This is a genomic window from Williamsia sp. z34 (assembly GCF_059553395.1).
The window spans coordinates 276,705-290,357 of sequence record NZ_JCANWW010000003.1 but is presented as its reverse complement, the minus strand read 5'-3'; the positions used below and the strand labels follow the sequence as shown (position 1 = coordinate 290,357).

The 13,653-nt window shown below is 66.3% G+C and carries 12 protein-coding genes and 1 pseudogene; 5 read left to right on the top strand and 8 right to left on the bottom strand.

Annotated elements, in window-relative coordinates; genetic code table 11:
• Positions 1–162: 162 nt before the first annotated feature.
• Together trxA and trxB are read right to left on the bottom strand one after the other, a co-directional pair.
• Entirely contained in the window at positions 163–495 is a 333-nt protein-coding gene (gene trxA, locus AC51GT_RS10070) for a thioredoxin (RefSeq protein WP_496324364.1), read from the bottom strand.
• 69 nt (positions 496–564) lie between these two features.
• On the bottom strand, positions 565–1,566 hold the full coding sequence (gene trxB, locus AC51GT_RS10065) for a thioredoxin-disulfide reductase (protein WP_496328662.1): 1,002 nt from the start codon (positions 1,564–1,566) through the stop codon (positions 565–567).
• A 117-nt stretch (positions 1,567–1,683) separates the two neighbouring features.
• Between trxB and AC51GT_RS10060 the strand changes: the two are divergent.
• Positions 1,684–2,283, top strand: a pseudogene (locus tag AC51GT_RS10060) (phosphatase PAP2 family protein); the annotation flags it as partial.
• 171 nt (positions 2,284–2,454) lie between these two features.
• Here the strand turns inward: AC51GT_RS10060 and AC51GT_RS10055 are convergent.
• The 3 genes from AC51GT_RS10055 to sigM all read right to left on the bottom strand — a co-directional run bounded on the left by AC51GT_RS10055 (position 2,455) and on the right by sigM (position 4,508).
• Entirely contained in the window at positions 2,455–3,219 is a 765-nt protein-coding gene (locus tag AC51GT_RS10055) for an RsmA family anti-sigma factor (RefSeq protein WP_496328661.1), read from the bottom strand.
• A gap of 71 nt (positions 3,220–3,290) precedes the next feature.
• Positions 3,291–3,857: a mismatch-specific DNA-glycosylase gene (locus AC51GT_RS10050; RefSeq protein WP_496324361.1), complete on the bottom strand. Its 567-nt coding sequence runs from the start codon at positions 3,855–3,857 to the stop codon at positions 3,291–3,293.
• Positions 3,858–3,917: 60 nt separating this feature from the next.
• A complete protein-coding gene (sigM, locus tag AC51GT_RS10045; protein ID WP_496328660.1) occupies positions 3,918–4,508 on the bottom strand; it encodes an RNA polymerase sigma factor SigM in 591 nt (196 codons plus the stop codon).
• Positions 4,509–4,677: 169 nt separating this feature from the next.
• Between sigM and AC51GT_RS10040 the strand changes: the two genes are divergently transcribed.
• The 3 genes from AC51GT_RS10040 to AC51GT_RS10030 all read left to right on the top strand — a co-directional run bounded on the left by AC51GT_RS10040 (position 4,678) and on the right by AC51GT_RS10030 (position 7,621).
• Positions 4,678–5,187 carry a flavin reductase family protein gene (locus AC51GT_RS10040; protein WP_496328659.1) on the top strand — a complete coding sequence of 170 codons (510 nt, stop codon included), beginning with the start codon at positions 4,678–4,680 and terminating at the stop codon, positions 5,185–5,187.
• The gene (locus AC51GT_RS10035; RefSeq protein ID WP_496328658.1) at positions 5,184–5,912 is read left to right on the top strand and encodes a pyrimidine reductase family protein; all 729 of its coding nucleotides are present in this window, start codon (positions 5,184–5,186) and stop codon (positions 5,910–5,912) included. The genes AC51GT_RS10040 and AC51GT_RS10035 overlap by 4 nt, the downstream gene beginning before the upstream one ends.
• A gap of 74 nt (positions 5,913–5,986) precedes the next feature.
• Complete coding sequence (locus tag AC51GT_RS10030) at positions 5,987–7,621, top strand: stealth family protein (protein WP_496328657.1); 1,635 nt, start codon at positions 5,987–5,989, stop codon at positions 7,619–7,621.
• Here the strand turns inward: AC51GT_RS10030 and AC51GT_RS10025 are convergent.
• Complete coding sequence (locus AC51GT_RS10025; RefSeq protein ID WP_496324356.1) at positions 7,618–8,529, bottom strand: phosphodiesterase; 912 nt, start codon at positions 8,527–8,529, stop codon at positions 7,618–7,620. The genes AC51GT_RS10030 and AC51GT_RS10025 overlap by 4 nt on opposite strands.
• 105 nt (positions 8,530–8,634) lie before the next feature.
• On the opposite strand from AC51GT_RS10025, the gene AC51GT_RS10020 reads away from it, so the two are divergent.
• Positions 8,635–9,195, top strand: coding sequence for an NUDIX hydrolase (locus tag AC51GT_RS10020; RefSeq protein WP_496324355.1), 561 nt, complete (start codon positions 8,635–8,637; stop codon positions 9,193–9,195).
• Here AC51GT_RS10020 and AC51GT_RS10015 read toward each other — a convergent pair.
• Both AC51GT_RS10015 and murJ read right to left on the bottom strand, forming a co-directional pair.
• Positions 9,173–9,814, bottom strand: a complete 642-nt coding sequence (locus AC51GT_RS10015) for a DNA-3-methyladenine glycosylase I (protein WP_496324354.1) — start codon at positions 9,812–9,814, stop codon at positions 9,173–9,175. The two genes, AC51GT_RS10020 and AC51GT_RS10015, sit on opposite strands and share 23 nt — an antisense overlap.
• Before the next feature lie 8 nt (positions 9,815–9,822).
• Positions 9,823–13,518 carry a murein biosynthesis integral membrane protein MurJ gene (gene murJ, locus AC51GT_RS10010; RefSeq protein ID WP_496328656.1) on the bottom strand — a complete coding sequence of 1,232 codons (3,696 nt, stop codon included), beginning with the start codon at positions 13,516–13,518 and terminating at the stop codon, positions 9,823–9,825.
• Positions 13,519–13,653 lie beyond the last annotated feature (135 nt).

Sequence of the window (13,653 nt, the reverse complement as noted above, 5' to 3'; positions counted from 1 at the left end):
GACAACACGGACGAGCGACCGCACGGAGCTCGTTGAGCCAGGACACGAACTCGCTAGCCAGTGTCTCAGCAATCCCCTGACAGAGCCAATACGGCCAGGCACCAGTCCGGGACCTTTACGGTCACACTGCTGATGACTGGCCGTTACCGACCCGAGACGATATTACTTACCGATCACTCCGTCGAGCTCGCGCAGCAGAGCTGCCTTGCCCTTGGCGCCGACGATGGTCTTGGTGGGCTTTCCATCTTCGAAAAGAATCATGGTCGGAATCGACATGATCTGAAAGTCCCTGGCCACGTTGGGGTTCTGGTCCACGTCGAGTTTGGCGACGGTGATCTTCTCCGAGTTCTCGCCGGCGATCTCTTCGAGGACCGGGGCGACCATCTTGCACGGTCCGCACCAGGTGGCCCAGAAGTCTACGAGGACCGGCTTGTCCGCTCCGAGTACCTGTTCCTTGAACGTGGCATCGGTGACGACGACGGTGTTTGCTCCCATGGTGTTCTCCTTTTCACAGCTTGGGTTGCAGTCCGTTCAGACGAACGGATCATGCGGTTTGTCGGTGGTTCAGGCCCCGGCCGCAGCCGCTGCTGCCCCGACTGCCTCCGGTACGTCGGGTCCGGTCGAATCTGCCTGATCGGCCAGCCAGCGCTCGGCGTCGATGGCCGCGGCGCAGCCGGAACCGGCGGCGGTGATCGCCTGTTGATAGGTGTGGTCGACGAGATCGCCGGAGGCGAAGACGCCGGGCAGCGAGGTGTAGGTCGTGCGGCCCTCGACCCGCACGTAGCCGTCGGCGTCCAGGTCGACCTGCCCCTTGACCAGGCCACTGCGCGGATCGTGTCCGATCGCGACGAACATGCCGGTCACGTCCAGCTTCGAGGTTTCGCCGGTGGCGGTGTTGACCAGTTCGAGCCCGGTCACGGACGTCTCGCCGAGGACGCGGCCGATCGTAGTGTTGGTCACAAAGCGGATCTTGTCGTTCGCCCGGGCGCGGTCGAGCATGATCTTCGACGCCCGGAATTCCTCGCGACGGTGGATCACGGTGACCGACCGGGCGAACTTGGTGAGGAATGTCGCCTCCTCCATCGCCGAGTCGCCGCCGCCGATGACGGCGATGTCCTGGTCGCGGAAGAAGAAACCGTCGCAGGTGGCGCAGGCGGACACGCCGCGTCCGAGCAATTCCTGCTCGCCGGGCACGTCGAGGTAACGGGCCGCTGCTCCCATGGCGAGGATGACGGCCTTGGCGCGGAAGGTCTCGCCGCCGGCGTCGATCTCCTTGATGTCGCCGGTCAGGCGGACCGCGTCGACGTCTTCCATGCGCAGATCGGCACCGAAACGAAGCGCCTGCTCACGCATTTCTTCCATCAGCTCGGGACCCTGGATGCCCTTCTGGAAACCCGGGAAGTTCTCGACCTCAGTGGTGGTCATCAACGCGCCGCCGAACTGGGTGCCCTCGAATACGACGGGCGACAGATCTGCACGAGCTGCGTAAACGGCTGCCGTGTAGCCGGCCGGACCTGATCCGATGATGATCACGTCGTAGACGGTGTCGGTACCTGCTGAGGTCATCGATGCTCCACTTTCCTTCACTGGGTAACGCCTTGAACAACATCAGCCTAAGGGCATCTGTTCCCGGGCATCGGCGCGACGCAGCGGCTGAGAGGACTCACAGGGTTGTCCGGCACCATGGAGCGTATGTATCGATCGTCCCCGCTTCGTTCGTCGCGCGTACAGCTGTCGCTGTCGTCGGCGTTGTGGGTCGTATCACCGGCGGCCGCGATGATCGCGGTGTATCTGCTCGCAGTCCACACCGCGGCCGGTCAGCGCGCCGATGAGCGGGCCTTTCTGTCCCTGCGTGGGACCGGTGCCACCGCTGATCTCCCCCACATCGTCGGGTTGGGCTCGGTCACCGACCTGAGGTTGTGGGTGGTCTCGGCCGTGGCGATCATCGGTTTGGGCCTGCTGGCCCGCAGGCGACTGAGTATCGTTGTGCTGCTTGTGCTTCCGGTGATCGGGATCGTACTCACGCAGTTGCTGCGCGATGACCTGCTGACCCGTCCCGACTTCGAGGGACTCGGGTGGGTGACCAACACGTTCCCCAGCGGTCATGCGGCAGCTGCCGCGGGGTGCGTCGCAGCGATCGTGCGGGCCGCACCACGTTCGCTCGGGCCGATCGCCGCGGTCGCCGGCGTCGGGTGGTTGACGCTTGTCTCCCAGGATCTGATGGTCTGGGGTTGGCACCGCCCCAGCGATCTCATCGGCTCGGTTCTGCTGGCGGCCGCACTCATGCATCTGGTGCCCGGATCGACCGCGCGAGGACGTCGTCAGGGTGGCAACCGCCTGCTCGTCGGCGCGATCACCGCGGTGGTGGCTGCGCTCGGGCCGCTGGTGTGGGCCGTGGTAACCGGACACCTCGCGGTCGTCCCGGTGGGGGTGATCGCCGCAGTGGCGATCGCCTCACTTGTCGCCGATGGTGGTCCGGCTGATCGTCGCCGGGTTGCCCGTGGTGCAGTCGGTGCCGACGACCAGCGCGTCGAACGTACCGATCGTGCCGGTGGCCAGCAGGACCACCACGGCACGGCCGCCGGCGTTGTCGATTGACCCGGCGCCGAGGACCGGGGTCGAGGGCGGAATCTGATTGGCGAGCAGACACCGATCCTGTGCTGCCCGGTCCACGAATCCGGTGCTCTCGGTGCTGCCGAGGACGCTGAGAAGGGTGGCGGTCGACGGCACGGCCGGGGCGGTCGCCGTGGCCACCGGCACCCGATCGGAGTCGCTCGAATCGGCGGTGAAGGCGAAGGTGGCCCCCACCGCGATCCCGACCACCGCGGCCGCCGCTGCCAGCGACACCGCGACTGCACCGCGCCGGCGTGACAACCAGGTGACCTGCGCTTTGTCGCGATTGTCGTCGGCAATCGCCGTCATGGTCCGGTCGATCCGCTCCTGTACGAAGGGCGGTACCGGGACCGGTGAGGGGGGTAGTTCGGCCAGCTGGGCGGTGGTCGCCTCCAGCGCCCTCCAGATGGCGGCGCCGTCCGGATCGGCAAGCACCCGGGGCCTGAGTACCTGCGCGAAATCGTCCGGGTAGACACCGGCGTGAAGATCGGCGATCACATCCACGCGATAAGGCGGTTCGAGAAGGTCCGGGTGTGGTTGGACTCGGTTGCCGATACCGAACATCGCGCGGACCCCTGCTTCCCTGTCATCTCGATGGCCAGTCATCTCGATACCCAGCTAGGACGTCGGCCGGGTTCGGTCGGTTCCCTCGACATCCGAATCGGTGAACCGGGTCATCATCGGACGATGCCGGCGGCCCTGGCAGGCTCACGGTAGGCAATGCCCAGCGAGTCCACATTGGCATGGGCGTTGAGACCGCTGGGGTTGGGCACCACCCACACCGGGACGCCCGCGATGGTCCGTTCCTGACGGCCGGACACCGCCTTTCGTTCCCCGAATGCGCTGCGGTATGCCGTGATTCCGGCGACGGCGATCACCTTCGGGGACACCGCGGCGACGGTCTCCACCAATCGTTCGCCACCGGTCTGCAGTTCCTCGGGCGTGAGCTCATCGGCCCGAGCCGTTGCTCTCGGAACGAGGTTGGTGATGCCGATGCCGCTGTCCAGCAACAGCTGTCGGTCTTCTTCGCGGTATCCCTTCGATGCGTCGATCACCCGGTCGACGATCCCGGCGCGGGCGAGGGCCGGATAGAACCGGTTGCCCGGACGGGCGAAGTGGGCACCGGTCGCGGCCGTCCACAGGCCCGGATTGATACCGACGAACAACAGCCGGCAGTCGGGTCCGACCAGGTCCGGGATGACCGCATCACGATATGACTCGAGTTCTGCGCGCGTGAAACCCATCCCACCAGTAGACCGCGTTGCCACCGACCAGATCGTCGTGGGGTGCCCCCGATGAACCGACTAGGAATTGGCTTCTTCGGCCGGTGACCGCAGATGCCCCAGCGCCACAGCAAGTCTGGCCCGTCCGCGCGCGCGACGACTCTTGATCGTCCCGGTGGGCACACCGAGGAGCACCGACGCCTCGGCCACCGAGTACCCCTCTATGTCGATCGCCACGATCGCAGCGCGCTGATCGGCCGGCAGGGCGTCGAGGGCCCGGCCCACCGACACCGAAAGGTCGACCTCACCATGCTGGTCATGAGGGTCGGCCAACTCGGTGATGTCGAACTCGGGCAGCGGCACCGTCGGCCGGGCCTTGTTGTGGCGGATCCGGTCGAGGCAGGCGTTGACCACGATGCGGTGCATCCACGAGCTCACCTTGGCGTCGGCCCGAAATCCGTCGGCCATGCGGTGCGCTTTGAGCAGCGCCTCCTGCAAGGCATCCGCCGCGTCCTCGTCCGAATGCGAGGTCCGGCGTGCCACCGCCCACAAATGACCCTGCAGCCGCGTGATCAGTATCCCGAAAGCATCGGAGTCCCCCTCCACATGTGCGGCAAGCAATTCCTCATCGGTCCGCGCATCATCCCCACAGACCTCCCCCCACTCGGCCATGGATGGAGACTAGTGGAGGCCAACGCTCCACGCGACGGTAGAAGCGAAATCCGTATCCCCTGGTGGGCGGGGCAAATGAACCGTGAGGTTTGCGTTCTACTCCACGGGAGACACTGAAAGCGGAACGTGTCCGAGAACGGTTGTGATCAGTGGGACGAAGGATGAGCAAGTGGTGAATGAAAAGGAATCCTCTGAACCCGCTTTCGAGCAGCTGGTGGGCCAGTTGAATTACCCGATGTTCGTGGTGACGACCCGTGCTGCAGATCGACGTTCGGGTTGCCTGGTCGGCTTCGCGAGTCAGGCCAGCATCAATCCGTCCCGGTTCTTCGTCGGGGTGTCCAAGAGCAACCACACCTTCGGGGTGGCACAGGATGCGGAGCACCTGGCCGTGCATGTGCTCGCTCGTAAGGACATCGACGTCGCCCGCCTGTTCGGGACGGAAACCGGTGACGAGGTGGACAAGTTCGAGCGATGCCGGTGGCATGAGGGACCGCAGGGGTTGCCGATCCTCGACGATGCCGCCGCCTGGTTCGCCGGGCGGATCATCCGCCGGATCGACGCCGGTGACCACCAGGGCATACTCCTGGAACCGTTCGACGGTGAGGTGACGCCCGCGGCCGCCGAGGAACTGGTGAGCTTCTCCGATGTCCGCGACCTCGAACCCGGGCACGACGCATGAGCGATTCACAGGTGCGGTTGTTGCCCTCGGGTGAGGTGGACACGACGGCACTGGCCGTCGAATGGTACGCGGATCCGCCCGTCGGCATCCGGGCGAACATGGTCATGAGCCTGGACGGCGAAGCGGCGTTCGACGGACGGGTACGTCAGATCTCGGGTGCCACCGACCAGGCTCTGCTCAAGGCCCTGAGGATCTTCGCCGACGTGGTCCTCGTCGGTGCCGGGACCGTTCGCGCGGAGAACTACGGCCCGGTGGTGCTGAAGGACTCATACCGCCGAGCACGTGAGCTGCGTGGACAGATGACCGCACCACCGGTCGCGGTGGTCACCAATTCCGGTGTTCTGCCGCACACCTCTCGACTGATGGGCGCCACACCCCCGCCGATCATCGTCACGACCACGCGTGCGCGCAGCCGGGTCGAGGATTACGGCGTCGACGTCATCGCTGTCGGTGACGACACCGTCGACCTCCCCGCGGCGATCGCCGCGCTCGAAGACCGTGGGCTGAAACATATTCTGTGCGAAGGGGGTCCGACCTTGCTGGACGCGCTGGTCGGTGCCGATCTGATCGACGAAGTGTGTCTGACGGTGGCGCCGAAGTTCGCCGGGCTGCAGGAACACACCCCGCGGGCGCGGCCGGCCAGACCCCTCGTCGAGCCACGTGGTCTGACGCTGGCACACGCCCTCGCCCACGACGATTTCCTGTTCCTGAGATATGCCCGCTGAGGGGTCGACCGGTGACGGGCCCGGGCCGCAGCAGACCATCTACACTGGAGGCGTTCCGGGGATCTCTCGGCCGTATGCCGTCCCCGGAAGGAATTGCCATCACACCCCCAGCGCCCCATGAGATCTACCTCGTCCCGCCCGAGCCGGAGATCCCGGAGCCAGTGGTCCGGGAGTCGGCCGCGTCGGTGGCCCGCCTGCGAGAGCAGCCGAATGTCGTCGGTTTCGAGGGCCGGTACGCGCTGGCCATCTCGTCGACCACACCGCAGCAGGCGATGGTCGAGGATCTGCTGTTCATCCGGGGTGTCCTCGATGCGACCGAGATCGAGTATCTCCTGGTCCGGGGCAATGACGAACGGCCGGTGATCGCGATCGCGTGGTCCGATCGCGCCGCGTTCAGGACCGCCATGGTCGAGGCCTGTGAGCGTGAGCCGTTCTACTCCAAAACCGTTGATGCAGAACGCGGTAAGGCAGTGTTGGTGGGTGACGGGAAGCTCTCACAGTCCCCCAAGGCCAGGATCTTCCGGCTCTACCGACCGCGGGTCGAACCGACGAGCGGTCTGCATTATGGTGTTGCGACCGCGGTTCAGATCGAGCTGTGGTCGTTCGGAGACACCGAGATCACCCTGCCGATCGAGAACTCGTTGACCCGGCGGACCATCCCGACGGACGAGGCCGTGCGCGGGACCGTCGAGCGCTACGGTCTGACCTGGCCGACCATCGAGAACATGTTCGCCGGGCACGCCTCCGACGTGAACTTCGACATCGACATCGTGTTCTCCTGGGTCGACGGGTCGTCGGCAGAGTTCCAGGCGCAGCGAGCCAAGCGAATGCAGAATTACATTGTCGGAGAAGGGGATGCGTCGGCGGCACGATACCGGCAGATCGACGAGCTGAAGTACGCGTTGCGGTCGATCCACATGTACGCACCCTGGATTCGCCGCATCTTTGTCGCCACCGACTCGCCGCGTCCGGCGTGGCTCGCCGACGATCCCCGGGTGACCTTCGTCCGCAGCGAGGAGTTCTTCGTCGATACGTCGGTGCTGCCGACCCACAACTCGCAGGCCGTCGAGAGCCAGCTCCACCACATCCCCGGGCTGTCCGAGCATTTCCTGTACTCCAACGACGACATGTTCTTCGGCCGGCCGGTCGGACCGCAGGCGTTCTTCTCCTCCGGTGGCGTGAGCATGTTCATCGAGGCGACCACGCGGATCGGACTCGGATACAGCGACGCCGACCGCAGCGGCTTCGAGAACGCCGCCAGGGTCAACCGGCGACTGCTGCAGAACCGGTTCGGACTGATGACGACACGGCATCTCGAACATGCTGCAACACCGTTGCGCAAGAGCGTGTTACAGGAAATGGAAGATGAGTTTCCCGAGGAGTTCGCGGCCACCGCCGCCAGTGCTTTCCGCACCAGTACCAACATCTCGGTGACCAATTCGCTGTACCACTATTACGCGCTGATGACCGGCCGCGCGGTCGTTCAGAAAGAGGCCAAGGTGAAGTACATCGACACCACGGCCGTGGCGGGACTCAAGGCGATGGAGAAGATGTTGCCACGCCGGGCCGTCGACTTCTTCTGCCTCAACGACGGCAGCACGCCCGAGGTCGATCTGGAATTGCGAACCCAGACGGTGACCGGGTTCCTCGACCGCTACTTCCCCATCGCCGCACCGTGGGAGACCGTCGCGGAGGCGGCGTCGGCCTAGTTCCGGGCCGCCGCGCTGCGCCGGGTGCTCTCAGCGATGCGGATGTTGGCCGCGGCCAGCCGCCGTGCCGTCTCGTCCGGTGAAACATATTCACCCACAGTCGCATACGTGCCGATGGGTACGGCCGAGTGGACCACGGTGGAGTCGTAGACGTGGATCAGGTTGAAACCCTGTCCCCCGTCCCGGCCGCGCATCGCCCCGGCCGGGACGTTGAGATCCTGGTTGTAGCAGGTGGCGGCGGCCACCGAGACCGGTATCCCGGCGAACATCGCGGTGGTCGAATAGTGCAGGTGTCCGGCGATGATGGAGCGGACATCGCTGCCCTGCAACACATTTGCCAGTCGCTGCTGATCGTGTAGTTCGACGGTCACGGCCAGGTCGAGCACACACGGCACCGGTGGATGGTGCATCGCGAGGATGGTGCCGTATTCGGCGGGTGTCGCCAAATGTCGACTGAGCCAACCGAGTTGGGCATCACTGAGCTCGCCGTGGTGAAAGCCGGGGACAGTCGAGTCGAGCGTGATGATCCGGAGCCCGCCGATGTCGTGCACCATGTCGATGGACCCGGTCAGCGGCGGCTCGTCGAGCAGTTCGGTGCGGAAGACGGCGCGGTCATCGTGATTGCCCATGGCCCAGATGACTTCGGCCCCGAGCCCCTCGGCGATCGGCTCGACCATGCCGCGCAACGTGGCATAGGCGCGGGCGTCGCCCTTGTCGGTCAGGTCGCCGGTGAAGACCAGTGCATCGATCGCGGCCTCGGAAGCGGCGAGTTCGTCGAGGATCTGGCGCAGTCGCGCCGTGCTGTCCACACCGCCGTAGAGGTCGCCGTCACCGTGGATCAGATGGGTGTCACTGATGTGCACGAGACAGTGGTTCGGTCTGGGATATTCGGCCGTTCGAGCCATCATCGAGCCCACTCGCTTCCGATCGGCCGTGCACTCCGGTGTGCCGGGCGGACGCCCGGGCTGCCATCCGTAGCCAACAACCACACTAGCCAAACGCACTGTGCGAGCGTGACCATCACCCCCTACCCCGGGGCCAATGGTGTGACCTGCTGCCAGATCCGGTCGCGGATCTGGCAGGGTGATGGAACGGAAAGGGGTCCGGTGATGGAATCGGTACGGCGCCGCCGACTGGCAGCGCGCATGATCCTGATCGATGAGCTCGGCCGGACACTGCTGTTCCGCGGGGTCGATCCGATGAACTCCTCCGGCCCGACATGGTGGTTCACCCCCGGCGGCGGGCGCGAAGGCGACGAGACCGACGAGCAGACGGCCCGGCGTGAGGTCTACGAAGAGACCGGTCACCTGGTGGAGGCGATGTCGGGTCCGGTGCTGCGTCGAGAGTTCGACGTCGACTTCGCCGGCGAGCCGATCCACCAGGTCGAGGTCTATTTCGTGGCCTACGTACCGGCTTTCGAGCCGCATTCGGTCGGCTGGACCGACCTCGAGCGGATGACGATCCTGGACCACCGCTGGTGGTCGCCCGCGGACCTGGAGTCGAGCACCGAATTGATCTTCCCGACGAACCTCGCCGAACTCGTCCGGCGCCTCAGTCCGCCGGATCCGCGGTAGCCGACTGGTCGGTGTCGGTCCAGACACCCGAACTCCCCCGCCGGAACGAGGTCATCAGGTGGGTGTCGACGATCCCGATGGCCTCCATCAGCGCATACATGGTGGTCGGGCCCACAAATCGAAAACCTTTTGACCGCAAGGCCTTGGACATCGCGACCGACTCCGGCGACGTGGTCGGTACGTCGGCAATGGTCTGCGGACGTGGGGTGGACGCCGGTTTGTAGGACCACAGGAAGTCGACCAGACCACCCTCGGCGCGCAGGTTCTGGGCGGCGCGGGCGTTGCCGATGGTCGCCTCGATCTTGCCGCGGTGCCGGATGATCCGGGCATCGGTGAGCATCCGGGCCACCTCGACCTCGCCGTAGCCGGCCACGGTGTCGACATCGAAGTCGGCGAAGACCTCCCGGAACGCCGGCCGTTTGCGCAGGATCGTCGCCCACGACAATCCGGCCTGAAATCCCTCCAGCGCAAGACGTTCGAAGTGGGCGTTCTCCCCCGACACCGGCATACCCCACTCGGTGTCGTAGTAGTCGCGCATCAGACCCGACTGCGCGGCCCACGCCGGACGGATCAACCCGTCTTCACAGCGCACCGCGCCCGCCGGCAGATCGTCGCTCACCGGCCGTACTAGCCCGTCATCGACACTTGACCGACCGCACCCTGGTAGCGCCCACTGTCGTTGCGGGGCAGGGACGTCAGCCACACCAGAACGTACTTCGACGGTCCGGCGCCGCTGATCGGGATGCGGGTTTCCGCGCCCTCGAGGGTGGCGGCACCCACGAGGGTGGTGTCTTCGAATGCCGTCTGGACCGAGTTCGCGGTGCGGATCTCGAGCTGCATGCCCGGCGTCGGTGACCGCACGACGACCTCGGAGAGGGTCGCGTCCCGATCGAGCGTGAACATCAGGCCGAGACCGGGTTTGAGGTTGCCGAACTTCGCGCCACCGCGATACTCGTCGGTCTTCCATGCCGGTGCCTGCCCGGTGATCACGTTGTTCAGATTGGTACGGCCGTCGGGAACCTGATCCGAGTAGTCGAGCATCGTGACCGCCGTCAGGCCGACCGGTCCCGCGGGAGCCGGAGCCGGAGCGGGGGCCTGTGTGGCCGCATCGCCGGACGGGCCCGCGGAGGTGGAGAAGATCGAGTCGATGTCCGGGGTGTCGTCGTCGCCGCCGAAAGCGTTGGTGGCCCAGACGACCACGGCGATCACCAGGAACAGGATGAACAATCCGGCACCGGCCAGGATCGCCATGGTGCGCACCGAACGAGGCTTCTTCGTCTCGTGGTCGTCGCCCCCACCGAGCATTCTCGGGGTCGCCCGCGGCGCGGCGTTCACCGGTTTACCGTCGGCCCCGACCTGAGCGATCAGGTCGGTCTGCTGATCGAGAACCGTCGCCTGGTCGAGGACATGCTGGACGGTGGCCGCGGTGCGGATCCCGCTGTTGCCCTCCAGCGCCCGAGCCGCGACCGCGGAGATCTCGAACGGGATGTCAGGACGCTGCGCCCGGGGTTCACGCGGCAGACCGTCGTTACCGGGGGCGGCCGGCGGCAGACCACCGATCGGTTCGGCTGATTGCCGGCTGGTGGCGAGTTCGATCCCGGTCTCGGCATCGAGCGGCCAGTGCGCCAGCAGGAGTGCATAGAGAACCGCGCCCAGGCCACGGACGTCCGAGGACTTGTCGGAGTCGGCGAGCGTACCGGGGAACGCCAGGAATGCATTGCCCTCCTGGCTGATCCGGACGCGTTCGGGATGGTCGATGGACAGCGCGCCGCCGTTGCGGTGGGCTGCCTCGGCGGCTCCGGCCAGTGCGCGGACTGCGCGAGCAGCACCGACCGGCGACGGATTCGACTTGGCGACATCGGCCAGCGACGAGCTCGGGATCCACTCGGCGACAACAATTCCGCCCGATGAACCGCGGACCACGTCCAGGACCCGCGCGATGCCGGGCGAGTTGATCCGGCCGAGGCGAAGCGTCCGTGACAACACTGCCTGCGGACCCTCGGCGCGGGGATCGATCCGGACACCGGGTTCCGGGGGCGGAGCGGTCTGTTCGGCGTCGACGAATGTCAGTGCCACGTCGCGGTCGAGGTTGATGTCGCGGGCCTGCCAGAACTGCAGCCCGCGTGCCCCACCGTGATGTTGCAGGAGCCGGTACCGGCCGCCGGCGACGGCGGCTCCGGGAACGAGCCTGGGGCCCCGGCGAACCCGTGGCCTGGCGGGGGCCGGTGCCGGCGGACGGGCTCCGGTAGGGGCTTCGGGTGCGGCCTTGCCTGCTGCTGCCACGTCCGCGAGATTCATCTGCGCGGTCTCGTCGGCAGCCGGCGTGCCCGCTGACGGGCGTGCCGACGTGGGCGCCTCGACCGGCTTGCTGTCGGCATCCTGTTTACCCAAAGCACCCACTCCTTTCCTTCGATACCGCAGGTCTTGTGGCTGACGGAATTCGGTTCCGGCAGCGCCGCCGCTCGTGACCGCGTAGGCCTGCCAGCTCGACGTACCCCGGTCGAAGCGTCGGATAACTTCGACCTGACCAGAATACGGAACAGATTCCTCGCCCGAGATCCGCGGGAACTGGATGGTCATCGTCGCCGCACCCTCGGTCTCGGGTTGCGGCGCCGGGGCGATGGCCGGGATGAATCGGCCGAGCAGACGTCGGACCACGACCACCACGGTCAGCACATCGGGCACGCGCAGCAAAGTCAGCACGATGTAGATCAGTGAGATCGTCACGATGCCGACCAGGGCGAGGTAGGCGAGCGACCCCACCTTGCCGTGATCGGTGGACAACTGGTCCAGCCCGGAGAGCTCGGCGAGCGCCCACACCAGCGCGCTGCATCCGACGGACACGACCAGGGTCCACGACACGGTGCGGCCGACGTTGGTCATCCGCGCGCCATCGAGGCGGCTGCGCAACAGATAGTGCCCGACAACGGCACCGACCAGATAGCCCAGACCGTTCGACAGGGCGAGCCAGCGGATGATGTCGTCCGGGTTGTCGAACAGCACCGGGCCCAGGTACGACGCGGCGACCTTGACCGCGGTGATCCCGACGACCATGTACGTCGGGGTCCAGGCGTCTTCGCGGGCGTAGAACACCCGTAGCTGCACGAGTGTCATCGCGTACGGGATCATCGTGAACGCGCCCCACGACAGCACACTGCCCAATTGGGAGGCGGTATCGGCGTTGAACTTTCCGAAGTTGAAGACGGCCACACCGATCGCCGGACCGAAGAACGTCATGAACGCGATCACCGGGACGAGTGAGACCATCGTCAGGCGGGTGGCGAGCGAGAGGTCGTCGATCACCGCGTGGGTGTCGTCGGCGGCGGCGTTGCGGGACAGCCGCGGCATGATCGCGGTCAGGATGGTCACGCCCAGCACGCCGTACGGCAACTGCAGCAACTGCCATTGCGTGGCGTACACACTGACGCCGTCCGCGCTCGCGGCCGACGCGATGCGATAGGTGACGATCAGACCGATCTGCAACACCGCCACGTACAGGACGATCGCCACGGCCATGTTGCCGAACTTGCGGAGCCGGGCGTCCAGACCCCACTGCAGACGCAGTTTCACGCCGCTGCGGCGGATGGCCGGGACCAGGACGAGCGTCTGCGCGACCACACCGAGAGTGGTGCCGATGCCGAGGATGAGCAGTTTGGTGTCGCCCATCCGCACCGGGTTCAGGGAGATCTCACCCGGGCTGGCGGCGTAGGCGATCAACGTGACGATCTGCACGATGTTGTTGAGCACCGGTGCCCAAGCGCCCGGTTTGAACAGGCCCTTCATGTTCAGGACCGCGATGAACAGGGCTGATAGGCCATAGAACAGGATCGCCGGTAACAGCAGGTATGCCAGTGCGGTCGCCAGATCCCGGTTGACCTTGCCGTCACCGAGATTCAGGGTGGTCAGCAGCGGCGCCGCGATCACCGCGATCAGCGTGGCGGCCCCGAGCAGGACGACCGTGAGGGTGAAGATCCGGTTGATGAAACCGGCTCCCCCATCGGCGTCTTCGCGTTCGGCACGGACCAGGACCGGGATGACGATCGCGGTCAGCACCGCGCCGAGGACGACCTCGGCGATCATGTTCGGCAGCACGTAGGCGGCCTGGAACGACGACGCGACCGCGGCACCGAGCATCGCCAGCACCAGGACCGTGCGGACGAAACCGGTGATCCGGGAGACGAGGGTGGCGAGCGCGATGGAACCACTGGTCCGCATCACACTGTCGTCGGACGGCTGTCGCGGTGTGTTGCCGGTCGGCTCGTCGGGTTCGGGTTCGCCGGGCTTGGGGTCGACCGTGATCGACGCCGGGGCGGCACGGTTCATCCGCGCGCGGTTCAGAGCCGGCGCACCGGGCGGCGGCCGGTCGTCGTACGGGGGCCGTGACTGTGGAGTGGGACGCCCCTGCGGTGCCGGACGTCCCTGCGGTGCGGGCCGAAATCCCTGCGGAGCACCCGATGG